This is a genomic window from Gluconobacter sp. Dm-74 (genome assembly GCF_018256135.1).
Classification (GTDB): domain Bacteria; phylum Pseudomonadota; class Alphaproteobacteria; order Acetobacterales; family Acetobacteraceae; genus Gluconobacter; species Gluconobacter cadivus.
Genome location: NZ_JAERLX010000002.1, coordinates 140,549 through 166,847, shown reverse-complemented (window position 1 = coordinate 166,847; position 26,299 = coordinate 140,549). Strand labels below are relative to the sequence as shown.

Genomic DNA, 26,299 nt, shown 5'->3' with positions numbered 1-26,299 from the left:
CGTAGCGTCCTGTCAGGGTGGAAAGGCGTGAAGCTGGGGCGGCGCACAGCCGTTCAGCATGCACTGGAAATAACCTGTCCGTCTTCCAGACGCCAGATGCGGTCAAGTTTTTCCACGCCTGTCAGACGATGCGCGATCAGCAGAACGCTTCGCCCTGCGGTCGCGTTATTGAGCGTTTCGAGAAATGAGCGCTCGGTATCGGCGTCCAGCCCTGTTGCCGGCTCGTCAAGAACGAGAATGGGCGCATCGGACAACAGGACGCGCGCCAGAGCAATACGGCGCCCCTGCCCGCCCGAAAGTTTCGAGCCGCCTTCGCCGATCCATGTCTCAAGTCCGTCAGGCAGGCTGCGAACGACATCCGCGATCCGGGCCTGTTCTAGAGCCGTCCAGAGAGCTTCTTCGGAAATATTTTCTCGGCCAAGAAGCAGGTTGCCGCGGACCGTATCATCAAACAGGTGGCTGGCCTGTGACAGCCATGCGATCTGGGAGCGGAGATCGCTGTCGCGCAGGGTGTTGATGTCAGTCCCGCCCAGCAGGATCTGGCCCTGAACAGGAGATGCGGCCTTGAGGATCAGCGCGGCCAGACTGGATTTTCCAGCTCCGGAAGGCCCGATCAGCGCCGCGCGCTCTCCCTGACGCAGGGTCAGGCTCAGATTGTGGAAAATCGGCGCCCGATCCGGCGCCCAGCTGAACGTCACGTTTTCGAGACGCAGATCCCGTCCGGTCGGGAGCGGTGCGTTGCCCTCTGGAGCCGGAGGAGCCTTATCGGCAATCTCAACGATCCGCTGGGCGGCGTGGTTGACCTGTCCGCCCAGCAGACCGGCCCGTGCCAGACCTGTCACGCCTTCGAGGGCCGTGATGGCAACGAAAAGCGCTGTAAGGCCAGCGACTGCGGGTGCTTGGGGGAACAGGAGTCCAGCAACCGCGCACAGGATGATGGCGATGCCCCCTTTAGCGATCAGGCCTGCAAAACCCTGCATGAGCGCCATACGGGTCTGCTGGCGGCGCTGGGCCTTGAAGAGGGTTTCCTGCCGCTCCGTAACGACCGCGGCGAGGACGTCTTCCGCACCGAACGCACGTGCCTCGCGAAGGCCCGAGGTCAGATCGAGTGCAGCAACCCGAAGTTCGGATTCCGCATGCAGGATGTCCGGCCCGAAACGTTTGGACAGGTGCGCGCCCATCAATGGAAGAACGAAAGCGAGAACGGCAAAGAGTGCGCCTGTCAGCAGCCCGGCCTGTGTTCCTGCTTTCATCCAGACGATCGTGGCGACTGGAAGCGTCAGCAGCGCTGAAACCAGCGGGACAAAAATTCGCAGATAGAGGTTGTCGAGCGTCTGGACGTCGGACACTAGGCGGGACAACAGGTCTCCCGAACGCTGGAAACCCAGACCCGCCGCAGCGCCGCCAGCGAGTTTGCGATAAAACCACACCCGCAGATCCGACAGAGCGCGGAACATGGCGTCATGAGTATACAGACGCTCCACATAGCGCAGGACGATCTGGGCTGCACCGGACAGGCGCAGAAGAAAATAGGCGGCTCCAACGCCGATCGCAGCCCCCGCCAGACGGCCACCTGCCTGCCCCATCAGGGCCAGTCCCGCACACACAGCCAATTCGGCAATGATGATGCCTGTGATGAGACGCGTATATTGCGGACGCCAGACCTGAAGGATTCGGGAAAGCGCTGTTTCGCTGCGTGTTTCCGGGCGCGTGGGCAGTGAGGCACTCATGCGGCTTCTCCCGTAAAGGCGATGGCGCGGCCACCATCAAGGACAAGGTGGCGTCCCTGAAACTGTCGGGCCTGTGCGGAATGGCTGCAAAGAATGACAGTCCGGCCTTTTGCCAGTTCTTTCAGGCTTGCGAGGATGCTGGCCTCGGTTTTCGGGTCCAGATGGGAGGTTGGCTCATCCAGCAGCAGAAGCGGCGAGTTTTTGAGATAGGCGCGGGCAATGGCAATGCGTTGCGCCTGACCGCCGGAGAGACCGAAGCCGCCCTCCCCGATCCGCGTTTCCAGACCGTCCGGCAGGGATGAGAGGTACTGATCGACGGCAGCCGCGGAAATGGCATGGTCCAGTTCGTCGGCCGTCGCATCGGGCTTGGCGAACAGGATGTTCTCACGGATGGTCCCGGCAAACAGGACCGGCTTCTGACCGATCCAGCTGATCAGGGAGGAAATTTGTCGCGGAGAAAAATCCTGCATGTCCTGCCCATCAAACAGGATGCGTCCCTGGGACGGAGAGACGAAGCCGAGCAGCAGTTCCAGAAGCGTGGATTTCCCTGCTCCGGAGGCACCTTCCAGAATCAGTGTCTCACCTGCGGCAAGAACGAAGCTGATATCGTGAATGACCGTGCCGCGCTGCTCGTCCCATGCAAAAGAGACGTTCTCTGCCGTGACGGAGATGCCGCTGTCGGCATGGAGGATATCGGGAGTGGTGACTATCCGTTCGGTTAGCGGGGCCAGTTCATGCATGGCTTCTGCGGCGGCGGTGGCGTGCGCACGATCCTGATAAGCTGCTGAAAGTGCCCGGAACGAGGCAAACGCTTCAGGAACCAGAAGAACGGCGTAGAGCGCGCGGGTCAGGACGGCGTTGGACGGATGCCCCATGAGGGTGTGGGCCTGCGTTACGACGATCAGCACGAGTGCCACGACCATCGCCACATCCGTGGTTGCGGAAGCAAGAAAGGCGATCCTCAGGACTTTCATGGTCCGTTGGCGCAGATCGTCGGCACTTTTCGCCAGAGCCTGTGTCTCGCGTTCAGTTCCGCCTGAGAGAACGATGGTCGCGATCCCTTTCACGCGGTCCAAAAAACGCGTCTGAAGGCGTGCCATGGCCAGAAACTGTTTGCGGGACGCCACAGCTGTGGCGATTCCGAAGACGGCTTGAAAGATGGGGAGGACGGCGCAACAGGCAGCGAGGATCAGGCCAGCCTGATGATTCTCGAGGTAAACTGCGATCACGACCAGCCATTGAGAGACCAGCCAGAGCGACGCGGCAGGCAGCCAGCGCGCAAAGTAGCCGTCGAGCGCTTCGATCCGGTCAACCAGCGTTGCGGCGATGGCTGCGCTGTGGTGGCGACGCAGAAGAGCTGGTCCTTCATTGAGGATACGATCCAGCACTTCTTTTCGCAGACGGCGGCGACCCTGAATTCCGGCGGATATGGCGGTCATTTCCTGCACGGTCGAGAGAATGACCCTGAGGAGGCAGGCCAGAAGGAAGGCGACAATCGCCGGACCGATACTGTCCGTGTCGTGTGTCAGCACTGAGGCGAGCGTTCGTGCCAGCGCCCAGGCCTGCAGGAGTCCCAGCAGGGTTGAGAGCAATCCTAAACATACTACGACAGAGGTTCGGGAGCGGCTGGCGCGTCCCTGTGCCTTTACCCACGCTTTTGCGATTGTCTTGTCGGCCTTCATGACCCCTGCATATAGGTCGCAAAAGCGCGACAAGACAGTGCCTCGAGCAATTCTTGCAGCTTATTTAGAGTTTTTTGTGGTTTTAAAGGGAAAACCTGCGGCTGCTACGTGATTACCGCACCGAGTCTTCGTCGTGATTAATGGCCTCGCGCGCCATGGCGAGTGCCGTAAGGGACGGGCGTTCTGGAATGAAACGCAGAGTGTACCAGGTTCCGTTTTCATTGCTGACGGTCATGTCCGCATTGATTTGTCGGGCAAATCCACGAATGAGCTGCATACCGATCCCTTCCCTACGCGTCCGGGACTCGCTGGCCTGACCGGCATCAATGCCAATGCCGTCATCACCCAGCTTCAGTTCTACCAGTCCTTCTTTGTCCGGATCTGGCGGTACAACTTTGTGAAGGGCAATGACGATACGTCCTGCCCGCTCGCCTGGAAACGCATATCGCAGGGCATTGCTGAGAACTTCCGTCACGATGAGCGCAATCGGTACGGCCTGATCGGGTGAGATCAGGACATGTTCGATATCAAGCCGGAGTCGGATACGGGTCTGAGCATTCATGCTGTTGGCTGACAGCAGAATGCTACAGAGTTCTTCAAGAAAGCTCTGAACGTCCAGAGCGGAAAGACCGTTTTCCGAGTAGAGATAACGATGCAGGGTTGCGAGTGCTCTCACACGGTCCCGCACGAGGCGGAATTCTTCCCGGGCTTCGTGTGAGCGGATCCGGCTTGCCTGAAGATTGAGCAGTGATGCCACGACCTGCAAGTTATTCTTCACGCGATGATGGATCTCGCGGATCAGCATGTCCTGATTGCGGGCTGACTGTTCCAGAGCCTTTTCATGCTGTGTCAGGCGGCGTGTAGCACGCAGGAAGGCTTTTTCCAGGTGCCGGATTTCAAGTGGAATAGAATGGTTGTTTCTGGGCGCGAACAGGGCGCCCCGCCTCCAGTCCGCAACGGCACGCGCAAGTTTTTCAAGGGGATCAACCAGGAAGATACTGGCGCCAAGTGCCACGCCCAGCAGTTCCAGAACCAGAAGTCCAACAATCAGGCTGACCCGGATCAGAAAGATATTCAGGGCGTGGCTTTCTTCCGCTGTGCGCTCGGTAGCGACAATCAGGCTGACCGGCCCGTAAGCGTTCTGAAAGGCATATGTGATGCCCTGATTTGTGAAAACGTCATGTTGGCTCTGGGCGGTAATATCCCGCTGAAGACGGGCCATCGCTTTTGGGGGCAGGTTGACCGATACGGGACGATCCGGAAAAAGCGAGTAGAGAGAACCATCAGGCATTGCGAGAAAATGCCGGGAATTAGTCTCCGTACCAAGAAGAAGCCGACTGTCCCCTTTTCGAAGATGGTTCTGCTGCCACCCCAAGGTCCGTATAGCTACGATATAGCCCGAAACGGAATTGTTGCTGAGAATGGGAACAACAAATTTCAGAAGTGGGCCTCGCGCGCCCTTGAGCACATCAATTCCGGCGACGGGCAGTCTTGCGGAAGCAGACATCATCGAAGGCGACGCATTTTCCGGTGAGTGACAGATCGCCGGGTCCTGAGTTGAAGGCGACGGCAGTACGACAGAGGGTCGCCCCTCGGCATCCGTCAGCATCAACAGACAGTAGTGATGCTGGGAGACCATCTGGACGAGCGCGAATTCCCGGAGAGCATTTCCGGATGAAATGTCTCCATCGGCCAGCATATCCAGAAGGGTATGGGTCTGGTCCAGATCTGTCGTGATTTCTGAAATCGCAAGCTGCGTATCGCGTTCCGTACGCAGGGCGCTGTTGCCGACATTCTGCTGATAGCTGTGCCAGGCAAGCATGGACGCGATGATTGCGAGAGGAAGGGTGGTCGCGACGATCAGCGCCATAACCCGGGCGCCGACAGTATCGAGCATTCGGATATGGCGCAGCGCCTTGCGTCCGCGAAGCAGGCGGTGCCAGCGCCGCGGATTCAGGTCTGGAGAACCAGACCGGAGAACAGTCACTTGTTTCGGTCTTCCTCGATCAGTCGGAGAAGCTCATCGGGAATTGGCTCATTTGCAACATCGTCGAAAAGCTGATGCAGACCCCGGCTCAGCCAGATGCCGAAAGGTGAGTCCTGTTCCTCCCCCTTTATATCGTCGACTGAAGACTTCCGCTTGTCTCCTGCGGTCATTGGCTGGTCCCGAACCTTCCTGTGACGTCAGAAGTGCAGATTATGCACCTCTGATACTGATTATGGCGCGAACTCCGGATTCCTTTTGGAAAGCCGTTACAGGATGAACTGCCAGAAACAGTCTTACGAAAACGTCGCGTTTTCTGCAATCGCTTCCAATCCGCAATGGACTGGGATCTGCTCTCTTACAGGCAACGCATCAGGAGAGCATGAGATCCTCAGATGCGTGGCCAGCACGCCGACGGGCGTCCATTGCATCGCGCAGGGCTTTGACCTTGACGCGAAGTTTGTCGTTGGTCGGAAGGTCTCCGCTCATCCAGGCTTCCAGTTGACGACGTGCCCGGAAAACGCGGCTTTTTGCTGTCCCGACGGCGCAATCCGTAGCCTCGGCCAGCTCTTCGTAACTCATGCCTTGAATCACGACCATGACCAATGCCTCGCGCTGATCGGACGGAAGGCGGGAAAGCGCCATCGACAGATCCTTCAGGGCAAGATTGTCTTCATGCGTCGCCGGGCTGGCAAAAGATGCTGCGGGCACATCATCGATATCGGTTGTTTCACGACGTTTGCGCAGGTCTGAGATGAAACGGTTACGCAGAATACGATGCATCCATGCCGAGAAATTCGTACCCGGGATGAAGCTGTTTTGTGCTGCCAGAGCGTTGCACACGGCGTCCTGTACGAGGTCTTCTGCAGCAGCGCGATTGCGGGTCAGTGAGAGGGCCTGAACGCGCAGCTTCGGAAGAATGGCAATAACCTGATCGTGGAACGTCATGGAACTGACTCCTGATTTCGTTCTGTCTGTTTTCAGGAGATCAATGAATGGTCGAATGAGAATGTTGCATCGGGAAGAGAATAATTTTTAAAAACAGAGGATCCCGTGTCCATATCCCGCGGAAATCAGCCATAGATTAGATGATTTTTTTTTCAGGATCCGGTTCTGGGATGTCAGTATTTTCTGCCGCTAGCTCCGCAAGCTGGGTTCTTGCACGGGAAACTCGCGCCCTCATGGTGCCAGCAGGAACATTGCAGACCTGTGCGGCATCTTCGTAGGAGAGTTCCTGTCCTCCTACGAGGATCAGGGCTTCACGCAGCAGATCCGGGAGTTTCCAGAGCAGCTCTCCCAGATCCTGAACGGCATCACGGGCATTCTGGCGGGACGGAACAGCTGTAGATGGCTGCATATCGAGTTCGATATCGAGCATGATTTCCTGCTCGCGGCTGCGTCGACGGGTCTGCTCGTAAAAAGCGTTTCGCTGTATTGTGAACAGCCATGCTTTTAGAGCTGTTCCCTGCTGGAACTGATCCTGCGATGCCAGAGCGCGCACGATCGTATCCTGCACCAGATCGTCCGCCGCAGTCGCGTCCCGTGTCAGAAAGCGCGCAAAGCCTCGCAGATCCGGAAGGGTCTGCAAAAGGCTGCTGTGAAAGCTGACTTTCTGGGAAGATGGGCCAGATTGGTGCCCTTCGGACGCTGATGTGCTCAGAAGAATATCCTTCACGCGACATTGCAGACGACCGCGCAGCCACAGACACTATACGGAGATTGGGCATCGTGTCATGGTTATTCGACCTTCATAGCAGGATGCATTCCGTTTAGGGGTGGGTCGGCAGATATCTTTTTCAGGAGGCCATGAACTCATGACTGATCTGGCGCGTCAGGAACTCGTCAAGGCACTTCCCTATGCCCGCCGTTTTGCCCGCGCTCTTGTCGGTGATCAGAAGACGGGCGATCAGCTTGTCGCCGCGGCACTGAAAACGCTGATGGAGACACATCGCAATAGCAATCTGTCCGCACGACAGGCGCTCTACGGCCTACTTGTCAGTAAGTTCACGGAGCAGCATGCAGGGGATGCTGCGGTGGGTATGCCGCTACGTCAGCGCGCTCTTCTTCTGCTAACGTCGCTTGAGGAACAGTCTCTCTCCTCCAGCGCGCAGGCTCTTGGCCTAACTGAAGAAGAGGCTGCGGCTGAACTCAACAAGGCCCGGGCTGGCCTTCAGGGAATTGCCCAGACCAGCGTTCTGATTATTGAGGACGAGCCGATCATCGCCATGGATATTCAGGATCTGGTCGAGCGCTGTGGTCACAAAATTGCAGGCGTGGCGCATACCGAAGCGGATGCCGTTGAATTGGCTGCGAAAACGAAACCCGGCCTCATTCTTGCGGACATTAATCTTGGTGGCGGTGGAGACGGTATGCAGGCCGTCGGGCGCATCCTGCGGACCCATGAGGCGCCGGTCATTTTCGTTACGGCCTATCCCGAGCGTCTGCTGACGGGCGAAACGCAGGAGCCGTCTTTTGTCATCACCAAGCCGTTCGAGCCGATGACGCTGGCTGTCGCGACCTATCAGGCTGTCACTGGTGGGGTCACGCTCGTCTGATGGCATAATTTGGAGTGGGGTGGCTTGCGGCGGGTGCTCCGCTGCGACACATAAGAAGCCATGTCGGCACCCATCCTCTCCCTTCAGAATATTACTTTTACTCTTGGCGGACGACCGCTTCTTGATGGCGCAGAGCTTGCTGTTCTGCCCGGTGAGCGTATCTGTCTTGTCGGACGCAATGGCTCCGGAAAATCCACGCTGCTGAAGATTGCTTCGGGCGATATCGTGACGGATTCGGGCAAGCGTTTCGTGCAGCCCGGCACAAAGGTCCATTATCTCGCGCAGGAGCCGGATCTTTCGCGCTACGCCACGACTTTCGATTATGCATCTGAAGGTCTTGATGAGACCGAATCTTACCGTGCACGCTCCATGCTGGCGGAACTCGGGATGACGGGCGAGGAAAGTTGCCAAAGTCTTTCGGGCGGTGAAGTGCGGCGCTGCGCCCTCGCCCGCGCTCTTGCGGCCGAGCCTGATCTGCTGCTGCTGGACGAGCCGACCAACCATCTGGACCTTCCGTCCATCACATGGCTGGAAAAGGAACTGTCTGCCTCCCGTTGTGCGATGATCGTTATCAGCCATGACCGCCGCTTGCTGGAGACTTTGTCTCGCAGTGTCGTCTGGCTGGAAAATGGGGTGACGCGGCGGCTCGATCAGGGGTTTGCCCGCTATGAAACCTGGCGCGATGAGGTTCTGGAACAGCAGGAGCGCGATGCGCACAAGCTGGACCGCCAGATCGCGCGGGAAGAAGACTGGATGATTTATGGCGTCACGGCGCGCCGTAAACGGAATGTCCGCCGTGTCGGAGAACTGGCAGCGCTTCGGGCGCAGCGCCGTGAGCTTGCCTCCCGCAACAAGGGTACGCTGCGGATGGCTGCGACTGATGCTGAAAGCGCGGGCAAAATCACGATTGCAGCAGAAGGCGTCAACTGGGCTTATGATGATCGGGCCATCGTCAGGGATCTCGATCTGAGAATTCTGCGTGGTGATCGGCTGGGTCTGGTGGGAGCAAATGGTGCGGGTAAAACAACGCTTCTGCGCCTTTTAACCGGAAAAATGGAACCACAATCAGGCACCATCAAGATGGGGCCTTCTGTTGCTATGGTGACGCTGGATCAGCAGCGGGAAAGCCTTGATCCTAGCAAAACGCTTGCTGAGACCCTTGCTGGTGGCAGTGGAGATATGGTGCAGGTCGGCGACGAAAAGCGCCATGTCATTGGGTATATGAAAGACTTCCTGTTCCGTCCTGAACAGGCTCGCACCCCGGTTGGAAAACTCTCAGGGGGAGAGCGCGGTCGGCTGGCGCTGGCGTGTGCTCTGGCCAAGCCGTCGAGCCTCATGGTGCTTGATGAGCCGACGAACGATCTCGATCTGGAAACGCTGGATCTTCTTCAGGATATGCTGGCCGATTATGCGGGTACGGTTCTGCTGGTAAGTCATGATCGTGATTTTCTGGATCGGGTTGCGAGTTCGGTTCTGGTGTCAGATGGTGGCGGTGAGTGGATCGAATATGCGGGCGGCTACTCGGACATGCTGATTCAGCGTGGAGAGGCCCCGGCAGGTCGTGAAATTCCCTCTTCTGGCGCAGAAGAAATCGCACCAAAATCTGCTTTAAAAACAGATAAAAAGACGAAAAAACTTAGCTATAACGACAAGCGGGCTCTGGACCTGCTGCCTAAGAAAATGGCTGATCTGGAGAAGAAGATTCAGGCCTACCGCGACATTCTCGCAGACCCGGAACTCTATAGCCGGGATTCTGCCAAATTCGAGAAGACCACGCAGCTTCTTGAAGCCGCCGAAGGAGAACTAACCCAGTCCGAGGAAGAGTGGCTCGAACTGGAAATAAAAAAAGAACTTCTTGAAAATCAGTAATTTGAAAGAAAATTTTCAGCTTTTCGATGAGGTTGGAATCAGGCCGGAAAGCTCCATGATCTCTCTGGATCGCTTAATGCTGTCCGTGACACGGATGGCAGCATCCAGAGCTCTAATTCCAGCCTGCGCATCGACCAGAACGGGCGCGCCGTAAAGGCATGAGGCGGCGAAGGCCTCATGTTCGGCTGCTAGATTGTCATGGTCTTTCCAGCTTATGGCCTCACGGCGGAACCCGCCTGTGCCCGGAAGGGGAAGGCCCCGTTCACGGCCGATGAAGTTCAGCTTGCGCTCCATGAAGTCGGCAGAAAGATATCCGTCCTGTGAGAACAGTCGCATACGGCGTTCTGTTTTCAGCGAAATTCGGCTTGCCGTGATGGTGGCTACGCAGCCGTTTTCAAATCTGACGCGGGCGTTGGCAATATCTTCATGCGCGCTCGAAACAGCCGCGCCCAGTGCGTCGATTTCCGCGATGGGGCTGTCCACGATCGCCAGAACGAGATCAAGGTCATGGATCATCAGGTCGAGAATGACCGAAACATCCGTCCCGCGGGGTTTGTATGGAGCAATGCGGGTTGCCTCAATGTAGAGGGGCGCCTTGATCCGTTCGGTGATAGCGTGATGTTCAGCAGAATATCGTAGCAGATGACCGACCTGAAGGATTTTTCCGGTCTGTTCGGCCAGTTCGGCGAGGGCATATGCCTCGTCCAGCGTGGCGGCGATCGGTTTTTCGACCAGAACATGTCGCCCGGCCCTGAGGGCCTGACTGGTCAGGTGAAAATGATATTCCGCCGGGGCCGCGATAATGACGGCATCGACCTGTTCAAGAAGATTTTCGTAGCTTGTGGCAATTCCGCAACGAACTTCTGCTGCCACAACGGCTGCGCGGGCTGGATCGGGGTCATAAAGAGCGACAAGCTGTTCGGCCGGGTTTGCTGCGGATTTGAGGGCGTGAAACCGTCCGAAATGACCGGCCCCGACGATACCGACACGAAGCTGCTGCGCTGTATTCATGTAGGTACGCTTATCAGGCGCGCTGTTTTCCGGGAAGGTCGTGCAGGCGCAAAGAGGCAAAAGGTTGCATCGGCATGGCGGAAACGGCATGGTCCCGGCCAGAAAATGATCTGAAAAACGATCTGTCCAAATCCGCCGAGGACGTCTCGACCTGATATGATGTATTATAGCCGGCTCAGACTGCTGGGCGTCGCAGGCATCTGCCTGATTGGCGTGCTCCTGTGTCTGCCCAATTTCCTGCGTTCTCCCGCACCGTCCCTGCCCTGGCGGCAGATCCATCTGGGGCTCGATCTGCGGGGTGGGTCCTACCTTCTTCTTCAGCTCGATCTGAAATCTCTTGAGCATGATCGTCTGCAATCCCTTCAGGATCAGGTGCGCCAGACTCTTCTGGATCACTCTCTTGGATATCGGGATTTTGTTCGTGACGATGCGACCGCAAGCCTGAGCTTTATGCCACGTTCGGATGCCGAGCGTGATGCGGCGCTCAAGGCCATGCAGTCCCTGCCGCCTGTGGTGCCGAATGAATTTACAACGTCCGAAAAAGACGGGCGGATTGTTCTGACACTTCAGCATGAGGCGATGCTGGCCCGTGCGCGCGAAGCCGTGGCGCAGTCCATTGAGATCGTTCGCCGTCGTATCGACGCGACGGGTGCGATTGATCCGAGCATTGCGCGTGAAGGCGACGATCGGATTGTCGTCGAGCTTCCGGGCGTCAGCGATCCCGAGCGGATCAAGAGCCTGCTTGGCACAACGGCACGCCTGACGTTCCGTCTGCTGGCTCCGAACCCGAGCGTTGCCAGCCCCGGCTCGACGATGCTTGAAGACGAGAGCATGCATACGCAGGTTGCGGTTCAGGATCACGTCGATGTCGACGGCACGGATCTGACGAATGCCGGTGCAGTAATCGATCAGCAGAGCGGTGGTTGGGCGGTGACGTTCCAGCTCAACAGCGCGGGTGCGACGGCGTTTGCGAACGTCACACGGGCCAATGTTGGCAAGCGCTTCGCGATCGTTCTGGACAACAAGGTTATTGAGGCCCCGAACATCATCAGCCCGATCACGGCTGGAAACGGTCAGATCACGGGTGGCTTCAATGCGCGCAGTGCGTCGGATCTGGCATTGCTGCTGCGTGCTGGTGCGCTGCCTGCTCCGCTATCGGTGGTCGAACAGCGTACGATCGGCCCGAGCCTTGGTGCCGCGTCTATTCGTGCCGGTATCATCAGCCTGCTGACCGGTCTGCTTCTGGTCATCGTGTTCATGGTGCTGTTTTACGGGCGCTTTGGTCTGTATGCCGATATCGCGCTGTTTGCGAACCTGATCCTGATGGTTGGGATCCTGTCGCTGTTTCAGGCGACGCTCACCCTGCCGGGTATGGCCGGTATGCTGCTGACTTTGGGTATGGCCGTTGATGCCAATATCCTGATTAATGAGCGTATTCGCGAGGAAGTGAAGCGCGGCCGGGGCCCGCTTCAGGCTCTGCAGGCAGGTTTCGACCGCGCGACCGGCACGATCATCGACAGTAACGCCACGGCATTTCTGGCGCATGTCATGCTGTTCGTGTTCGGAACGGGGCCGGTGCGCAACTTTGCCCTGACGATCACCATCGGTATCGTCACGACCCTCTTCACGACCCTCCTGCTGTCACGCCTTCTGGTCGTGCGGTGGTACGCCCTCGCCCGTCCCAAAGAACTTCCGGTCTGATCGTCATGCTGTCACGTCCTCTTTTCCGTTTTGTCCGTGACGATCAGCGCATCAATTTCATGCGCGGCCGTCACATGGGGCTGATCGTTTCGGCGGTCCTCTCCATTGCTTCCGTCATCCTGTTCTTCCAGCCCGGTCTGAAACTTGGGCTGGATTTCCGAGGTGGCATCATCGTGGAAGCCCAAACCCCCGGGCCTGCCGATTTTGGCAAGCTGCGGGCAGCTCTGGATCATGCCGGCATTCATCCTGATGCCGTGCAGGCGTTCGGGTCGCCGCGCGATGTTCGGATTTCGATCAACGCTCCCGAAGGGGCGGATCGCGAGGCGCAGACCCAGAAGCTGGTCGATGGTGTCAAGAACGCCATATCGGCTGCTGAACCGGGCACGCAAGTTCTGCGCGCTGATGCCGTGGGGGCTTCGGTATCCTCCGAACTGTTCCGCGACGGCCTGCTGGCGCTTGGCTTCAGCCTTGCGATGATTCTAGTTTATATCTGGGTGCGTTTCGAGCGTGAGTTTGCCATCAGTGCCGTGGTGACGCTTATTCTGGATCTGACCAAAACGATCGGTTTTCTGGCCATCACGCGCTTTGAATTCGATCTGGTGATGGTTGCGGCTCTTCTGACGATCCTGGGCTATTCCACGAACGACAAGGTTGTCGTTTACGATCGTATCCGGGAAAATCTGCGCAAGTATCGGACGATGCCGCTGCGGGAGTTGCTGGACCTGTCCATCAACGAAACCCTGAACCGGACACTTGGTACGTCCATGACGGTCTTTCTGGCAGCCCTGCCCCTGGCACTGTTTGGGGGAAGCACCCTGACCGGGTTTGCGACGGTCATGCTGTTCGGGATCGTCGTAGGAACGTCCTCGTCCATCTTCATTGCAGCGCCTCTTCTGCTTCTGATGGGCGAGAAGCGGTTGCGCAAAGAGACGGACGCAGGCTGATACGGCCAGTGTCTACAAAAAAACCGGCGTCCCTTAGGGGAGCCGGTTTTTTTGTGTCTGCTCTGACGGATGGCTCGTCATGGGAGGCGGCTTTTGCGGCAGATCAGCGAGAAGGTTGGAGAGCGCCTGATCGGCCTGCCTGTTTGCGGATGAGCTTTGCAGCTTCAGTGCGTTCAGGGTTGCCTGCTGTGCTGCTTTGTCCAGAGTGACCAGTCGGGTCAGTCCATCGGGGCCGATCTGTCTGGTCATGACAGCTCCCCGTGCCATGCCATGCGCGATCAAATACGCATAAAGCCGGGAATTGGGGGATGGCGGCAGTCCCGTCATTTCAGGGCGTGCCGCGCATCCGGCCAGAAAGCCTCCCGCTACAAGCAGAGCCGTCGCAGAGCGCCAGGCTGCGGGGCGGGAAACTTTCATGGCTGTCATCAGGAGTTTTTCTGGGCCAGCAGGTCGCGGATTTCCGTGAGGAGAACCTCTTCCTTGCTCGGAGCCGGCGGAGCGGCAGGAGCTTCGTCGTGTTTACGGCTCAGCTTGCTGAGGATGCGGGTCAGCCAGAAAATGAAGAAGGCCACGATCAGGAACTGGATCACGGCATTGAGGAACAGGCCGATATTCACGGTCACTGCGCCTGCCTTCTGGGCTTCGGCGAGCGTGTCTTTCACCGGTCCTTTGAGGGTGATGAACAGGTTTGAGAAATCAACACCGCCGGTGAGAAGGCCGATGAATGGTGTCAGGACATCCTTAACCGCACTGCCGACAATCGCGCTGAACGAGGCACCGATCACGACACCGACGGCCAGATCGAGCACGTTGCCGCGCATGATGAATTTCTGGAAATCGCTGACCCAGCCCGGAGTGTGCAGAGTGTGTTTCGTCTCGCTCATATCAAACCTTTCTTGAGATCCGTGAAGTCACGGTTGCAGGCCTGACATTCGAGCCCGCTTTCATTGCAAGGGATAAACGGACTCACATGATCCAGTAAAGGCTACTTTCATCTGGAGGCAGTTTCCGTTATACGCGCCTGATGATTCGCTCCGGTCGGCATCGGAGCTTTCTTTATGGAGTAGACATTCATGAAATCCGGCATCCATCCTGACTACCACGAGATCACCGTCATCATGACCGACGGGACCGAATACAAGACGCATTCCTGCTACGGTGAGCCGGGCGCGACGCTGCGTCTCGACGTTGATCCGAAGTCCCATCCGGCCTGGACGGGTGTCCAGCGTATGATGGATACCGGAGGCCAGGTTGCAAAGTTCAACAAGCGCTTTGCAGGCATCGGTACGCGCACGAAGTAATTCGGCGCCCCTCCTCCCGCCTCCTCTTGAAGGCGGACAGGTCGGAACCTATCTGGAGAATCAGCCGCGGTGCCGTTCGGGTCGTGGCTGGTTTGACCACAGCATTTTGCCATATCGGGAAATGCGCCAGATGATTCCTGCCAGAAGGAGGTTTCAGTGACTTACGACTTTACACCGCTGTTTCGCAGCGCGATCGGTTTCGACCGTCTGGCCACAATGGCTGGCAATGTTGCCAATGCTCAGGCCCTTCCAAGCTATCCCCCCTACAATATCGAAAAAACCGGCGAGACGAATTACGTTCTGACGATGGCTCTTGCGGGCTTTCGGCCTGAAGACGTGGATGTTGTTCAGGAAGATAGTACGCTTGTCGTGCGCGGGAGCGTCCCGGAGAATAATCGTGACCGGGAGTGGTTGCATCGCGGTATCGCCACCCGGGCCTTTGAGCGCCGTTTTGTGCTCGCCGATCACACGGAAATCGATCAGGCGGATCTGGTGAATGGCCTGCTGTCCATCATGGTTCGGCAGGTCGTGCCGGAAGCTGCCAGGCCGCGCCGTATTCCGGTTCGGAACGGAACGGGGCAGACTGCTCCGTCTGGAACTATTTACACGGCATAAGCTATAGGAGGGGTGCATCTTAAAAATGCGCCTCTCCGTTTTGGTGCTTGACCATCGCGGCTTTGGTGGCCCATACCCGTTTGCATTATCGCAGAGCATCCAGCAGGTGCCGCGATCATATCCCGGGCGGGATCGTTTCCTCGCCGGATACGCCTGATCGGTGCCTGCGGAAGCTGGCTCCCTCCGTGTCCCAGCAAGGAACGCATCGACATGACCCTGCCTTTGATGCCCAAGGCGACGGCCGTCTGGCTGATCGAGAAAACCGGCCTGACCTTCACCCAGATCGCAGAATTTTGTGGCATGCACCCGCTTGAAGTTCAGGCGATTGCAGACGGCGAAGTTGCGGCCGGAATCAACGGCTATGATCCGGTCAAGAACCACCAGCTTGCCGAAGCCGAAATCAAGCGCTGCGAAAAAGATACCAACGCACGCCTGAAGATCATGCCGACGGCCAGCCCTGTGAAGCGTCGCGCCAAGGGTGCGCGCTATACGCCGGTTGCCAAGCGCAATGACCGTCCGGATGCCATTGCGTTCGTTCTGCGCCAGTTCCCGCAGCTTTCCGAGGCCCAGATCGTCAAGCTGCTTGGCACGACCAAGGATACCATCATCAAAGTCCGTGATCGCCAGCATTGGAACAGTGCCAACATTAAGCCGCGCGACCCGGTGATCCTTGGTCTGTGCACACAGACCGATCTTCATGCTGCCGTCACGGCTGCGAATGACCGTCTGGCGCGCGAAGGTCATGCCCTGCCGGTCGTGGAAGCCTATGTGCCGGACAGCGACAGTCACGCCTGATCCGGGATGAATACCTGACGGGTACTGGTCCGGTGCCCTTCAGGCATGATACTGCATTGGAGAGAGTGGAAAGAATCAGTCTCTCCACAATGCCTGACCGTTCTCCGGGACCGGATGCCATGATGACTGACGACAATGCCATGCTGAAACGCCTGCACGAACTGCGCAGCGAGCATCGCGATCTGGATACTGTCATCGAGCGTCTCGTCCATCATCCCCTCAACCAGCTTCAGCTTCAGCGCCTCAAAAAGCGCAAGCTTCAGCTTAAAGATGAGATTTCGTGGATCGAGACCCGTCTCATCCCGGATAATATTGCCTGAATGAGCCAGATCCTCTCCGCCGACGAAACCCTTCAGGGTGACATGCCGATCCGCGTTGGCGTTATCATGGGAAGCCAGTCCGACTGGGACACCATGCGCCATGCCTGCAACATTCTTGACGATCTGGGCATTGCCCATGAGCGACGGATTGTGTCTGCACACCGCACCCCTGACCGTCTGGTGGAATACGCCAAGACGGCGCGTCGGCGTGGGTTGCATGTCATTATTGCGGGCGCTGGCGGGGCTGCACATCTTCCGGGAATGTGCGCGGCATGGACGAGCGTTCCTGTGCTTGGCGTTCCCGTCCAGAGCCGGGCGCTGAATGGTCAGGACAGTCTGCTGTCCATCGTCCAGATGCCTGGTGGCGTCCCGGTGGGTACGCTGGCGATCGGCAAGGCTGGTGCGATCAATGCGGGGCTTCTGGCCGCGTCGATCCTCTCAGTTTCCGACGGGCAGGTCATGGCGCGTCTGGATGCCTGGCGGGCGACGCAGACGGCTGCGGTGGCGGACGTTCCTGTCTAATGAACACACAGGACGTTTTTGCACCCGGCAGGACGATCGGGATCATTGGTGGTGGACAGCTTGGTCGCATGTCTGCTGTTGCTGCATCGAAGCTCGGTTATCATGTGCATGTTCTGAGCCCGGATTTCCCAAGCTCTGCCACTGAAGTCGCGTCTTCTGTTACTGTGGGGACGTATGACGATCCTGCCGTGCTTGAGGATTTTGCCTCGCGTTGCGATGTCGTGACGTTCGAATTCGAGAATATTAGCGCCGAAGGCCTGGCACTTCTGGAAAAACGTCGTCCGGTGCGTCCGGGAGGCGACATTCTTCGGATCAGTCAGGACCGGATTTCTGAAAAAACACGTCTCTCCGAAGTCGGTGTCAGTCTTGCGCCTTGGCGTGCGGTTAATGGTCCGGAAGATTTGTCTGGGCTGGAAACGCTGGGTTTCCCGCTGATTCTCAAGACAACGCGCTTTGGTTACGATGGCAAGGGCCAGTTCCGCGTTCGGGATGCTGAAGCTCTGGCCGCCTTGGACGATCTGCCCTACCCGCTTGTTGCGGAGAAGATGATCGACTTCGAGCGTGAGCTGAGTGTGATGGTTGTGCGGGGTCTGGACGGGACTGTGCGCTGTTTCGATGCGGTGGAAAATCGCCATCGGGACGGCATTCTGGATGTGACGCTCGCTCCTGCCCGAGTCATGCCTGATATTGCCCGACAGGCGCAGGATATGGCGGCACAGATTGCAGAAGCGCTGGGGCTGGTCGGGATTATGGGCGTGGAAATGTTCCATGTGGCTGATGGAAGCCTCATGGTGAACGAGATTGCACCCCGTCCGCACAATTCCGGTCATTGGACCATGGATGCGTGTCTGGTAGATCAGTTTGAGATGCATATTCGTGCGGTTACGGGGCTGCCGCTCCCTCCTGCGCGTCGCCATTCCGATGCGGTTATGCACAATCTGATCGGCCCGGAGGACATGGCGCGGGTTCCGGCCATTCTGGCTACGGATGGGGCGTCGCTCCATCTGTATGGCAAGTCGGAGGCGCGTGAGGGCCGAAAAATGGGTCATGTGAACACCATTTTTCCGCGTGGCGCTCTTCCCGGAGAACTGGCCCTCGAAGGACTTCTGCCGCCTCGGGGGTGAAGGTTCAGAGCAGGTTGCTGCGTCGGAAACTGGTGTGGCGGCCATTGCCGATGATGAAATGGTCCGCGATCGTGACGCCGACCACATCCAGCGCGGCCTGAACCTGCATCGTCATCTGAAGGTCAGCTTCTGAGGGTGTAGGGTCGCCGCTCGGATGGTTATGGACCAGAACCAGAGCACTCGCGCCGACTTCTACGGCGCGTCTGGCCACCTCGCGTGGATAGACGGGTGTATGGTTGACGGTGCCTCTGGCCTGAGCTTCGTCAGCGATCAGGCTGTTCTTCTCGTTTAGAAACAGGATCCGGAACTGCTCGATATTTTCCCGGGCCAGACGGGCCGTGAGGTAATCGAGGAGTTTCTGCTCGTTATCGAGGACGTCTTCGGGTGGAAGGCGTGCCCGGTTGTAGCGAAGCGCTGCTTCCAGAAGGAGGCGGATCATGGGCACCATGTGCGTGCCCATATTCGTGATGCTTTCAAGTTCACGGTTGCTGGCGGAAAGAACGGCAGCTAGCGATCCAAAACGGGCAAAGAGCGTATGTGAAAGTTCGGCGCTGCCCTCCTCCCGTCCTGTGAACAGTGCGGTCATCAGATGCAGCAGGGTCGCATCATCAAGATGGCGCCCCCGGCCCGTCAGAAGGGCGAGTGGCGGTTCTAGTTTCGAAGGAGGCTCGGTCAGGGCTGTGATCTGTCTCAGCTCGGCCGATGACAGGCCCGTCATGCCATCCGAGAAGCCGCTTGTCTCACTTTCCATCCTACAGCAATCCTTCCTGACGCAGGCTGGAGGGTGGTCCGTTTCCTGTGATGAGCACGTCATGCAGCGTGATGGACAGGGGACGCATTGCAAAATCTAGCTGTCGGACTGTCTGTGACAGATCGGTCGGGCGCTCTGTCGGGCGGACGTAAAATCCGATCAGGGCCGTAGCGTGCAATGCGAGCGCCCGGATGGCGATGGCGCGGTTGCGTTCGCTTGGCGTATCGGCGTCGGGTGCGGTTTCGTCCGCCAGCAGCCGGTTGCGGTTGTCGAGATAGAGTAATCGGAACTGTCCTGATACCCCTCCCTCGAGCGCCTGATCGAGATAGGTTACGAGCTGATCCCAGTTGCTCAGTGTCGGACGTTCGCGCTGTTCCGAAGACGCCAGCCGTTCTGCCGCAACGCCGGGGAGGCGCAGGACACGGATGGCGTCGTCTTTCAGGCCCGCTGCCCGTAAGGCCTGCGTTGGAGCACGAAAGACCTCGACCAGACTGCCGAAATGTCCGATCAGTCCTTTGGCGAGCGGCTTCGTGTCCTTGCGCGGTACGCCGGCAAAAAGAAGCATTTCCAGAATTTCATAGTCTGCCAGCGTGCTCGCACCAGTGTTCAGTACGCGTGCGCGCATTCTGGCCCGATGTCCCTGTGGACCGGTGCCGCGTGTCAGATCGATCCGGGGATAGGTGTTGGCCATGACGGTATCTCACTCTATATCGGGAGTGTGCCGCAAGACCTCTCTTCCCCCACGCCTGCCTCCGCGCCCGAGTATCTCTCCCGCCTGAACCCGGAGCAGAGACGCGCCATCGAGACGACCGAAGGCCCGCTCCTTATTCTGGCTGGTGCGGGAACGGGCAAAACGCGCGTTCTGACAACGCGCTTTGCGCATATTCTCCTGACCGGACGTGCTTATCCGAGTCAGATTCTGGCTGTGACCTTCACGAACAAGGCTGCGCGTGAAATGCGCGAACGTGTCAGCGCGATTCTGGGTGAGCCTGCGGAAGGGCTGTGGCTCGGGACGTTTCATGCAATCTGCGCGCGGATGCTGCGGCGTCATGCGGAATATGTCGGTCTGACCAGCAGCTTCAATATTCTCGATACAGACGATCAGATCCGCCTGCTCAAGCAGATCATGGAGCCTTGGAAGATCGATACCAAACGCTGGCCGCCAAACCAGCTCATGGGGATCATCCAGCGCTGGAAGGACCGTGGCCTGACGCCCGACCGGGTGACACCGGCTGAGGATACAGATTTTGCGAATGGGCATGCGCTGGCGATCTACCGGGCATATCAGGAGCGTCTGATTGCACTGAATACGTGCGATTTCGGCGATCTGATGCTGCATATGACGGAGATTCTGCGGAATCAGCCGAATGTTCTGGCGCAGTATCACCGGAGTTTTCGTTACATTCTCGTGGACGAGTATCAGGACACCAATACCGTTCAGTATCTATGGCTGCGTCTTCTGGCCAAGCGCGAGCATGGACCGTCCAACATTGCCTGCGTGGGGGACGACGATCAGTCCATCTATTCCTGGCGTGGGGCGGAAGTTGAGAATATTCTGCGATTCGAGAAGGACTTTCCCGGCGCGGAAGTGGTGCGTCTGGAGCGCAATTACCGCTCGACAGCACAGATCCTCGCGGCCGCCGCTGGCCTGATCGCCCATAATGAGGGGCGGCTTGGCAAGACGTTGCGTCCGGGTCGTGAAGACGCGGATGGCGAGAAGGTCCAGATCATCGGCGTTCGTGATTCGGATGAGGAAGCACGAATCGTAAGTGGGGCGATTGAGCGTCTGCGCGCTGACGGGCACTCGCTTTCGGAAATTGCCATCCTGATGCGGGCCGGGTTCCAAACGCGGCCGTTTGAAGAGCGGCTGATGCTGATCGGGATTCCGTATCGTGTTGTGGGCGGCCTGCGATTTTACGAACGTGCTGAAATCCGGGACTGTCTGGCCTATCTGCGCGTTCTGTCGCAGCCTGCGGATGATCTGGCGTTCGAGCGGATTATCAATGTTCCCAAGCGTGGCGTTGGTGCAGTGGCCGTGCAGAAGCTGCATGGTCAGGCACGGGCGCTCCCCGGCCCGCTGACGGCAGCGGTGAGCTGGCAGCTTCAGGAAGGGCTGCTCAAAGGCAAGTCGAAAGAGGCGTTAGACGGGCTGATGGGCGCGTTCCAGCGAGCCAAGGCCACGCTGGAGACCGAAGGTCACGTCGTTGCGGCTGAACAGCTTCTTGAAGACAGCGGCTATCTTCAGATGTGGCGGGACGACCGCTCCGTTGAGGCTCCGGGTCGTTTGGACAATATCCGCGAGCTTCTACGCGCGATTGGCGAATTCGGAACGCTTCAGGGCTTTCTGGAGCACGTCGCGCTTGTCATGGACACGGAGAGTGAGACGTCCGACGACAAGGTCAGTCTCATGACGTTGCACGGCGCCAAGGGGCTGGAGTTTGACACGGTGTTCCTGCCGGGCTGGGAGGAAGGCGTGTTCCCGTCCCAGCGGTCGCTGGACGAAGGTGGAAACCGGGCGCTGGAGGAAGAGCGGCGACTGGCTTATGTCGGGCTGACGCGGGCGCGTCGTCGGGCGATCGTGCTGCATGCGGCCAGCCGTCGGATTTATGCGAACTGGCAGTCCTCGATGCCGAGCCGCTTTATTGAGGAAATCCCGTCCGAGCATGTCCAGATGAATGGGCAGGCGTTCGAGACGCGGCGTCAGGCTGCGGCGGCACCGTCCATGTTCGCGTCGGGGCCACTCACCAGCACGCGCCCTTCAGGGTTCCGTGCCCCGCGCCCGAAACTTCATGACGTGAAGTCGGAGCCGACTGTTGCGATCGGGGCGACGGTTTTTCATCACAAGTTCGGTGAAGGCACGGTTATCGGTGCTGACGGACAGCAGTTGCACATCAATTTTGAAAACGGTGGCGTTAAGCGCGTCATGTCAAACTTTGTGGAGATCAGATCGTGATGGCACCCCGCAGCATTGGCCGTCGCCATGCCAGTGCGCTCGAAACCCTGTCCATCACGGTTGAAGAGCCTTTCGTTCCCCTGTTCGAGCAGGCCCTGATGTGTGCCTGCGAAACGGTAGGCATTTTCGAAGCCGATGACGCGCAGAAATACTGGCGTGTGGAAGGCGTGAAGGATACGGGCTTCAAGGAAGACGAGCTCGAAAACGCTCTGGCAGTTGCACGGATGCTGACCGGCTGTGAAGCGGAGCTTGAACGCACCCCGACCGAGTCCGAAGGCTGGCTGGCCCGGACGTATGAGTCCTTTCCGCAGCAGAATGTCGGCAAGCGGTTCGCCATTCGTGGCACTCATCTTCATGGCGCGCCCGATCAGTCCCGCCTGACGATTACGCTGGATGCCGGGATCGCTTTCGGTTCGGGCGAGCATGGGTCGACGCGCGGCTGTCTGCGGGCTCTGGAGATGGTGGCGTATCGCAAACCGCAGCGTATTCTGGATATGGGCTGTGGGTCTGGCATTCTGGCCATGGCTGCGGCAAAGCTGCTGCACCGTTCGGTTCTGGCGGTCGATATCGAGCCCTGGTCCGTCCGGACGGCCAAGCTCAACGCGCGGCTGAACGGTCAGGGCAATCTGCTGGACTGCCGTTTTGGTAATGGCTGGCAGACCGAGGCCGTGCGGGCCAAGGCACCGTATGATCTGGTCTTCGCCAATATTCTGGCCCGCCCGTTGTGCCGGATGGCGCAGTCTCTTGCGCTGAATCTTGCGCCGAACGGAACGGCCATTCTGGCCGGGCTGCTTTACAGTCAGGCGCGGATGGTTCTGGTAGCGCATCAGCGGCAGGGTCTTGTGCTGGAGCGTATTCTGCGTGAGGGCGACTGGGCCACGCTGATCCTGCGTCGCCGCGGCTGATGAATCCACAGCGTGCATTACCGGTGATCCGAAGCGCCGGTCAGGACGACCTTCCGGCAATTCTGCGGATTACCAATGATGCCATCGAGCACACCGATGCGCTCTGGATCACGACACCCTTTACGCTGGACCAGAGGCGTCAGTGGTTCGAGGACAGGCTGGCGCACGGATATCCCGTTCTTGTTGCTGTCGATATGGCTGGCGAAGTGATGGGATATGGCTCTTACGGGTCTTTCAGATCTTATGAAGGCTATGCTCGTACAGTCGAACACTCGGTCTATGTTTCTCCTGACCATCAGCGTCAGGGTATCGGCCGCGCTCTTCTGCTTGCTCTGATTGAGCATGCAAAACATGCTGGATTTCACGTCATGGTGGCTGGGATCACGGCGGATAATGTTGCCTCAGTTGCGATGCATCGCAACTTTGGCTTCCAGACCTGCGGCATACTCCCACAGGTGGGGAGCAAGCGTGACCGCTGGCTCGATTTGCTGTTCATGACACTCTGCCTCGACGATATGTCTTCTGTGGAAAAGGACTTTTCATGACCCTGTCCTCCATCCCGCTCAACGAGCGCCCTGCCCTCGTTCGCGCAGCCTGCAAAGCACTGGGCGTTGACGGTTTCATCATCCCGCGTGGGGATGAATATCTGGGCGAGTATGTTGCCCCCTGTGCCGAGCGTCTGGCGTGGCTGACGGGCTTTACGGGAAGTGCTGGTCTTGCCGCCATTCTGCCGGACGTGGCCGCCGTATTTTCCGATGGGCGTTATACGGTGCAGTTGGAAGAACAGGTTCCGCATGATTTGTGGGAGCGTCGGCATATTTCGTTGGAACCGCTGGCTGACTGGCTGGCGGAGCATACGAACGGGCTGAGAATCGGGTATGATCCGCGTCTGGTCAGTCAGTCCATGCTGGCGTCATGGCAGACGCCGGGTGTTGAACTTGTCGCGCTGTCGCATAATCCGATTGATCAGGCGTGGGCAGACCGTCCAGAGGCCCCTGCCAGTCAGATCACGCCGCAGCCTGTGGAATTTTCTGGCGAAAGCAGTTCCGACAAGCGCCTGCGTCTGGGACAGGCTCTGAGCCGGGCGGGGCACGATGCTGCCATCATCGCAGACTGCACCTCGCTGGCATGGCTGCTGAACATTCGTGGCAGCGATGTTCCTCTGACTCCTGTCGCACATGGCTATGCAATCCTGCACGCTGACGGAACGGCCGAATGGTTCGTTTCATCAAAGCGTCTGTCGGCAGGCGTGTTGGATGTCTGTGGTTCGGGCGTGACAGTTCAGGCTCCTGCGGAACTGGCAACGCGTCTTGAGGCCCTCAAGGGGAGAACGGTGCGCGTGGACCCGGTTTCGACGGCCGTGTGGTTCGACACCACGCTTCAGGCTGGCGGTGCGACGGTTGTGGACGGAACGGACCCTTGCACGCTTCCAAAAGCGATCAAGAACAGTGTTGAGCAGGAGGGCGCGCGTCAGGCCCATGCCCATGACGGCGTTGCAATGGCCCGCTTCCTGTATTCCCTGACGGTCTCAGGAATCGGCCAGCACGAGACGGATCTCGTCACGCGGCTGGATGGTCTGCGTGCCCGCTCCAATGATTATCGGGAGCAGAGCTTCGATGCCATTTCCGCAGTCGGGCCGAATGGTGCTTTCCCGCATTATCGGGCGCAGGTCGGTCATGATCGGGTTCTGGAAGCAGGCAGCGTCTATCTGATCGATAGTGGTGGTCAGTATCCGTTCGGCACGACGGACATTACCCGTACGCTCTGGGTCGGGGATCAGGAGCCGCCAGCCAATGTGCGGGAAGCGTTCACGCGTGTCCTGAAGGGCAATATCGCCCTCTCCCGCATTCGTTTTCCGCCCGGCACGACCGGGCACAGGCTGGATGTTCTGGCACGCGCTGCCCTGTGGCAGGTCGGGATGGACTACGATCACGGGACCGGACATGGCATCGGAAGTTATCTGTCCGTTCATGAAGGCCCGCAGAACATCTCTCCTGCGCCGCGTCCTGTTGCGCTTGAAGCAGGCATGATCGTTTCCAACGAGCCGGGATATTACGAACCGGGGCAATATGGAATCCGGATCGAGAACCTGATGCTGGTGCGCCCGTCTTCGTTCAAGGGCAGCAAGAGCGCATTTCTGGAGTTCGAGATCCTCAGCTACACGCCGATTGATCGTAAGCTGATTGATGTGGCGCTGCTGAATGATGCCGAGCTGAACTGGCTGAATGCATACCACGCCGAGGTTCAGGCGCGGGTTTCGCCGCATGTTGAACCAGAAGTCGCAGAGTGGCTGGCGGAGTCCTGCAAACCGCTCGTTCGGTAAAGTTGCAGGCATAACCGTTTTTTTACCTTTCCCGGTCATAAGCAGAAAAATGATCGGGAAAGTTCGTTGTCTTGCTGCTGCCATGACGCTCTCCGGTGTGCCGGTTGCGAAGGCTTTTGATGTTTCATCTGTCTGTAAAACGGCGGTGCAGGCTGCCGAACAGCAGGCAGGAATCCCGCCTCGTCTTTTAGATGCCATCAGTCGTGTGGAGAGCGGGCGGCGGGACCCGAATGGTTCGGTGACCGTTGCTTGGCCCTGGACCGTGAATGCAGCCGGAAAAGGGTATTTCTACGAGAGTAAGGATGAAGCCATTGCGGCGGTGCGGGATTTTCAGGCGCACGGCATCGTTTCGATTGATGTGGGCTGCATGCAGATCAACCTGCATCATCATCCGGACGCCTTTTTTTCGCTTGAAGATGCTTTCGATCCGTTCAGTAATGCCCGCTACGGTGCGCGTTTTCTGTCCGGATTGCATAACCAGCTTCATGGCTGGCCAGCGGCGACGGCAGCCTACCACTCCCTTACCCCGGCCCTCGGTGCGGACTACGCCCGACATGTGCTGGCTATCTGGAACGGACAACCTGACAGCTACAGGCCGCCTGATTTTCTACCGCAGGTTGTCATGACAGCATCAGGTCTTCAGGCCATGCTTCCTGCCGCCCGACCTGCGCCCTATTTTGCGCTGAACCGGCAATCCGGATTTTCCGAACGTCCGACGCCGCGGGTGGAAGCCATGCCGTCTGTTCACATGGTGTCTTACGCGCCACCGCCTCGGATCATCCACCACACTGTCGGTCAGGCCGGAAGCGCTCTGCCTGTGCATGGCGGACGGGATCTTGCATCCTATCGTGCCATGCCGGTCCGGCTTGCGTGGCGTCAGCACTGATCAGAACCCGGACCAGCCACCCCCTGCTCCTGCGTACGCCCCATGACGGGAAGAATGATGTCGGGTGATTGAGGCACTGCCGTCATCGGACGTATGAGCGCAGGCTGATAGTCCCAGAAGAATTATCAAGATCGATGTGCGAAACATCATTTTTCAGCGCACCTTAACACTTTGAAACGCTTCGTTAGAGAACTTGGACTAATACGGTTCGTTTTGTGCTTCACGAGAGGAGAAGAAGCATGAAGTTCCTGTTTTGCCTGTTCATCGGCGCCCTTACAGCCCGGATGTGGTTCCGTGTTCTGGCCAATACATCATGGCGTTCCGCGTT

At 58.4% G+C, this 26,299-nt stretch carries 26 protein-coding genes; 15 read left to right on the top strand and 11 right to left on the bottom strand.

What is annotated here, in order from left to right; genetic code table 11:
* Window positions 1–53 precede the first annotated feature (53 nt).
* From cydC to JK208_RS03950, 6 genes are all read right to left on the bottom strand, one after another.
* Entirely contained in the window at window positions 54–1,730 is a 1,677-nt protein-coding gene (gene cydC / locus JK208_RS03975) for a thiol reductant ABC exporter subunit CydC (protein WP_211574436.1), read from the bottom strand.
* A complete protein-coding gene (gene cydD, locus JK208_RS03970) occupies window positions 1,727–3,412 on the bottom strand; it encodes a thiol reductant ABC exporter subunit CydD (RefSeq protein WP_211574435.1) in 1,686 nt (561 codons plus the stop codon). The genes cydC and cydD overlap by 4 nt, the downstream gene beginning before the upstream one ends.
* A gap of 112 nt (window positions 3,413–3,524) precedes the next feature.
* Window positions 3,525–5,309, bottom strand: a complete 1,785-nt coding sequence (locus JK208_RS03965; RefSeq protein ID WP_211574723.1) for a sensor histidine kinase — start codon at window positions 5,307–5,309, stop codon at window positions 3,525–3,527.
* 86 nt (window positions 5,310–5,395) lie between these two features.
* Window positions 5,396–5,569 carry a NepR family anti-sigma factor gene (locus tag JK208_RS03960; protein ID WP_194263301.1) on the bottom strand — a complete coding sequence of 58 codons (174 nt, stop codon included), beginning with the start codon at window positions 5,567–5,569 and terminating at the stop codon, window positions 5,396–5,398.
* Between the two features lie 199 nt (window positions 5,570–5,768).
* Window positions 5,769–6,344 carry a sigma-70 family RNA polymerase sigma factor gene (locus JK208_RS03955; RefSeq protein ID WP_194263300.1) on the bottom strand — a complete coding sequence of 192 codons (576 nt, stop codon included), beginning with the start codon at window positions 6,342–6,344 and terminating at the stop codon, window positions 5,769–5,771.
* Between the two features lie 136 nt (window positions 6,345–6,480).
* Complete coding sequence (locus JK208_RS03950) at window positions 6,481–6,984, bottom strand: sigma-70 family RNA polymerase sigma factor (protein ID WP_265589649.1); 504 nt, start codon at window positions 6,982–6,984, stop codon at window positions 6,481–6,483.
* Window positions 6,985–7,210: 226 nt separating this feature from the next.
* Between JK208_RS03950 and JK208_RS03945 the strand changes: the two genes are divergently transcribed.
* Window positions 7,211–7,951: a response regulator gene (locus tag JK208_RS03945; RefSeq protein WP_211574434.1), complete on the top strand. Its 741-nt coding sequence runs from the start codon at window positions 7,211–7,213 to the stop codon at window positions 7,949–7,951.
* A gap of 60 nt (window positions 7,952–8,011) precedes the next feature.
* A complete protein-coding gene (locus tag JK208_RS03940) occupies window positions 8,012–9,820 on the top strand; it encodes an ABC-F family ATP-binding cassette domain-containing protein (protein WP_211574433.1) in 1,809 nt (602 codons plus the stop codon).
* Between the two features lie 15 nt (window positions 9,821–9,835).
* On the opposite strand, the gene JK208_RS03935 is transcribed toward JK208_RS03940, so the two are convergent.
* Window positions 9,836–10,831, bottom strand: coding sequence for a Gfo/Idh/MocA family protein (locus JK208_RS03935; protein WP_211574432.1), 996 nt, complete (start codon window positions 10,829–10,831; stop codon window positions 9,836–9,838).
* Window positions 10,832–10,990: 159 nt separating this feature from the next.
* Between JK208_RS03935 and secD the strand changes: the two genes are divergently transcribed.
* Complete coding sequence (gene secD / locus JK208_RS03930; protein ID WP_206033954.1) at window positions 10,991–12,532, top strand: protein translocase subunit SecD; 1,542 nt, start codon at window positions 10,991–10,993, stop codon at window positions 12,530–12,532.
* Window positions 12,533–12,537: 5 nt separating this feature from the next.
* Window positions 12,538–13,476 carry a protein translocase subunit SecF gene (secF, locus tag JK208_RS03925; protein WP_099286582.1) on the top strand — a complete coding sequence of 313 codons (939 nt, stop codon included), beginning with the start codon at window positions 12,538–12,540 and terminating at the stop codon, window positions 13,474–13,476.
* 33 nt (window positions 13,477–13,509) lie between these two features.
* Here secF and JK208_RS03920 read toward each other — a convergent pair whose 3' ends face one another.
* Complete coding sequence (locus JK208_RS03920) at window positions 13,510–13,902, bottom strand: hypothetical protein (protein WP_194263294.1); 393 nt, start codon at window positions 13,900–13,902, stop codon at window positions 13,510–13,512.
* Entirely contained in the window at window positions 13,902–14,360 is a 459-nt protein-coding gene (gene mscL / locus JK208_RS03915) for a large-conductance mechanosensitive channel protein MscL (protein WP_194263293.1), read from the bottom strand. Before mscL ends, JK208_RS03920 begins: the two co-directional genes overlap by 1 nt.
* Before the next feature lie 189 nt (window positions 14,361–14,549).
* On the opposite strand from mscL, the gene rpmE reads away from it, so the two are divergent.
* The 6 genes from rpmE to JK208_RS03885 all read left to right on the top strand — a co-directional run bounded on the left by rpmE (window position 14,550) and on the right by JK208_RS03885 (window position 18,153).
* Entirely contained in the window at window positions 14,550–14,777 is a 228-nt protein-coding gene (rpmE, locus tag JK208_RS03910; protein ID WP_062028708.1) for a 50S ribosomal protein L31, read from the top strand.
* Between the two features lie 156 nt (window positions 14,778–14,933).
* On the top strand, window positions 14,934–15,392 hold the full coding sequence (locus JK208_RS03905; protein ID WP_349291957.1) for an Hsp20 family protein: 459 nt from the start codon (window positions 14,934–14,936) through the stop codon (window positions 15,390–15,392).
* Between the two features lie 210 nt (window positions 15,393–15,602).
* Window positions 15,603–16,187 (top strand): DUF1013 domain-containing protein, encoded by a 585-nt coding sequence (locus JK208_RS03900; protein ID WP_062028710.1) that lies wholly within the window; start codon window positions 15,603–15,605, stop codon window positions 16,185–16,187.
* 119 nt (window positions 16,188–16,306) lie between these two features.
* Window positions 16,307–16,507: a YdcH family protein gene (locus JK208_RS03895; RefSeq protein WP_011253895.1), complete on the top strand. Its 201-nt coding sequence runs from the start codon at window positions 16,307–16,309 to the stop codon at window positions 16,505–16,507.
* Entirely contained in the window at window positions 16,508–17,029 is a 522-nt protein-coding gene (gene purE, locus JK208_RS03890) for a 5-(carboxyamino)imidazole ribonucleotide mutase (RefSeq protein WP_211574431.1), read from the top strand.
* Window positions 17,029–18,153, top strand: coding sequence for a 5-(carboxyamino)imidazole ribonucleotide synthase (locus JK208_RS03885; RefSeq protein WP_211574430.1), 1,125 nt, complete (start codon window positions 17,029–17,031; stop codon window positions 18,151–18,153). Before purE ends, JK208_RS03885 begins: the two co-directional genes overlap by 1 nt.
* Window positions 18,154–18,157: 4 nt before the next feature.
* On the opposite strand, the gene radC is transcribed toward JK208_RS03885, so the two are convergent.
* Together radC and JK208_RS03875 are read right to left on the bottom strand one after the other, a co-directional pair.
* Window positions 18,158–18,904: a RadC family protein gene (radC, locus tag JK208_RS03880; protein ID WP_249201933.1), complete on the bottom strand. Its 747-nt coding sequence runs from the start codon at window positions 18,902–18,904 to the stop codon at window positions 18,158–18,160.
* A gap of 1 nt (window position 18,905) precedes the next feature.
* On the bottom strand, window positions 18,906–19,529 hold the full coding sequence (locus JK208_RS03875; RefSeq protein ID WP_249201932.1) for a RadC family protein: 624 nt from the start codon (window positions 19,527–19,529) through the stop codon (window positions 18,906–18,908).
* 93 nt (window positions 19,530–19,622) lie between these two features.
* Between JK208_RS03875 and JK208_RS03870 the strand changes: the two genes are divergently transcribed.
* Genes JK208_RS03870 through JK208_RS03850 form a run of 5 tightly spaced genes read left to right on the top strand, consistent with a single transcriptional unit; the run spans window position 19,623 to window position 25,971 of the window.
* A complete protein-coding gene (locus JK208_RS03870; protein WP_211574717.1) occupies window positions 19,623–21,857 on the top strand; it encodes a UvrD-helicase domain-containing protein in 2,235 nt (744 codons plus the stop codon).
* The gene (locus JK208_RS03865) at window positions 21,857–22,762 is read left to right on the top strand and encodes a 50S ribosomal protein L11 methyltransferase (RefSeq protein ID WP_211574715.1); all 906 of its coding nucleotides are present in this window, start codon (window positions 21,857–21,859) and stop codon (window positions 22,760–22,762) included. The genes JK208_RS03870 and JK208_RS03865 overlap by 1 nt, the downstream gene beginning before the upstream one ends.
* Entirely contained in the window at window positions 22,762–23,307 is a 546-nt protein-coding gene (locus JK208_RS03860; RefSeq protein ID WP_211574428.1) for a GNAT family N-acetyltransferase, read from the top strand. Before JK208_RS03865 ends, JK208_RS03860 begins: the two co-directional genes overlap by 1 nt.
* Window positions 23,304–25,085: an aminopeptidase P family protein gene (locus JK208_RS03855; RefSeq protein WP_211574427.1), complete on the top strand. Its 1,782-nt coding sequence runs from the start codon at window positions 23,304–23,306 to the stop codon at window positions 25,083–25,085. The genes JK208_RS03860 and JK208_RS03855 overlap by 4 nt, the downstream gene beginning before the upstream one ends.
* Window positions 25,086–25,134: 49 nt before the next feature.
* Entirely contained in the window at window positions 25,135–25,971 is an 837-nt protein-coding gene (locus JK208_RS03850) for a lytic transglycosylase domain-containing protein (protein WP_211574426.1), read from the top strand.
* Window positions 25,972–26,299 lie beyond the last annotated feature (328 nt).

What these genes read in the sequence shown, in the direction of transcription:
- cydC (WP_211574436.1), bottom strand. Translation starts at nt 1,730, where the DNA reads ATGAGTGCCTCACTGCCCACGCGCCCGGAAACACGCAGCGAAACAGCG.
- cydD (WP_211574435.1), bottom strand. Translation starts at nt 3,412, where the DNA reads ATGAAGGCCGACAAGACAATCGCAAAAGCGTGGGTAAAGGCACAGGGA.
- JK208_RS03965 (WP_211574723.1), bottom strand. Translation starts at nt 5,309, where the DNA reads ATGCTCGATACTGTCGGCGCCCGGGTTATGGCGCTGATCGTCGCGACC.
- JK208_RS03960 (WP_194263301.1), bottom strand. Translation starts at nt 5,569, where the DNA reads ATGACCGCAGGAGACAAGCGGAAGTCTTCAGTCGACGATATAAAGGGG.
- JK208_RS03955 (WP_194263300.1), bottom strand. Translation starts at nt 6,344, where the DNA reads ATGACGTTCCACGATCAGGTTATTGCCATTCTTCCGAAGCTGCGCGTT.
- JK208_RS03945 (WP_211574434.1), top strand. Translation starts at nt 7,211, where the DNA reads ATGACTGATCTGGCGCGTCAGGAACTCGTCAAGGCACTTCCCTATGCC.
- JK208_RS03940 (WP_211574433.1), top strand. Translation starts at nt 8,012, where the DNA reads ATGTCGGCACCCATCCTCTCCCTTCAGAATATTACTTTTACTCTTGGC.
- JK208_RS03935 (WP_211574432.1), bottom strand. Translation starts at nt 10,831, where the DNA reads ATGAATACAGCGCAGCAGCTTCGTGTCGGTATCGTCGGGGCCGGTCAT.
- secD (WP_206033954.1), top strand. Translation starts at nt 10,991, where the DNA reads ATGTATTATAGCCGGCTCAGACTGCTGGGCGTCGCAGGCATCTGCCTG.
- secF (WP_099286582.1), top strand. Translation starts at nt 12,538, where the DNA reads ATGCTGTCACGTCCTCTTTTCCGTTTTGTCCGTGACGATCAGCGCATC.
- JK208_RS03920 (WP_194263294.1), bottom strand. Translation starts at nt 13,902, where the DNA reads ATGACAGCCATGAAAGTTTCCCGCCCCGCAGCCTGGCGCTCTGCGACG.
- mscL (WP_194263293.1), bottom strand. Translation starts at nt 14,360, where the DNA reads ATGAGCGAGACGAAACACACTCTGCACACTCCGGGCTGGGTCAGCGAT.
- rpmE (WP_062028708.1), top strand. Translation starts at nt 14,550, where the DNA reads ATGAAATCCGGCATCCATCCTGACTACCACGAGATCACCGTCATCATG.
- JK208_RS03900 (WP_062028710.1), top strand. Translation starts at nt 15,603, where the DNA reads ATGACCCTGCCTTTGATGCCCAAGGCGACGGCCGTCTGGCTGATCGAG.
- JK208_RS03895 (WP_011253895.1), top strand. Translation starts at nt 16,307, where the DNA reads ATGATGACTGACGACAATGCCATGCTGAAACGCCTGCACGAACTGCGC.
- purE (WP_211574431.1), top strand. Translation starts at nt 16,508, where the DNA reads ATGAGCCAGATCCTCTCCGCCGACGAAACCCTTCAGGGTGACATGCCG.
- JK208_RS03885 (WP_211574430.1), top strand. Translation starts at nt 17,029, where the DNA reads ATGAACACACAGGACGTTTTTGCACCCGGCAGGACGATCGGGATCATT.
- radC (WP_249201933.1), bottom strand. Translation starts at nt 18,904, where the DNA reads ATGGAAAGTGAGACAAGCGGCTTCTCGGATGGCATGACGGGCCTGTCA.
- JK208_RS03875 (WP_249201932.1), bottom strand. Translation starts at nt 19,529, where the DNA reads ATGCGCGCACGCGTACTGAACACTGGTGCGAGCACGCTGGCAGACTAT.
- JK208_RS03865 (WP_211574715.1), top strand. Translation starts at nt 21,857, where the DNA reads ATGGCACCCCGCAGCATTGGCCGTCGCCATGCCAGTGCGCTCGAAACC.
- JK208_RS03860 (WP_211574428.1), top strand. Translation starts at nt 22,762, where the DNA reads ATGAATCCACAGCGTGCATTACCGGTGATCCGAAGCGCCGGTCAGGAC.
- JK208_RS03855 (WP_211574427.1), top strand. Translation starts at nt 23,304, where the DNA reads ATGACCCTGTCCTCCATCCCGCTCAACGAGCGCCCTGCCCTCGTTCGC.
- JK208_RS03850 (WP_211574426.1), top strand. Translation starts at nt 25,135, where the DNA reads ATGATCGGGAAAGTTCGTTGTCTTGCTGCTGCCATGACGCTCTCCGGT.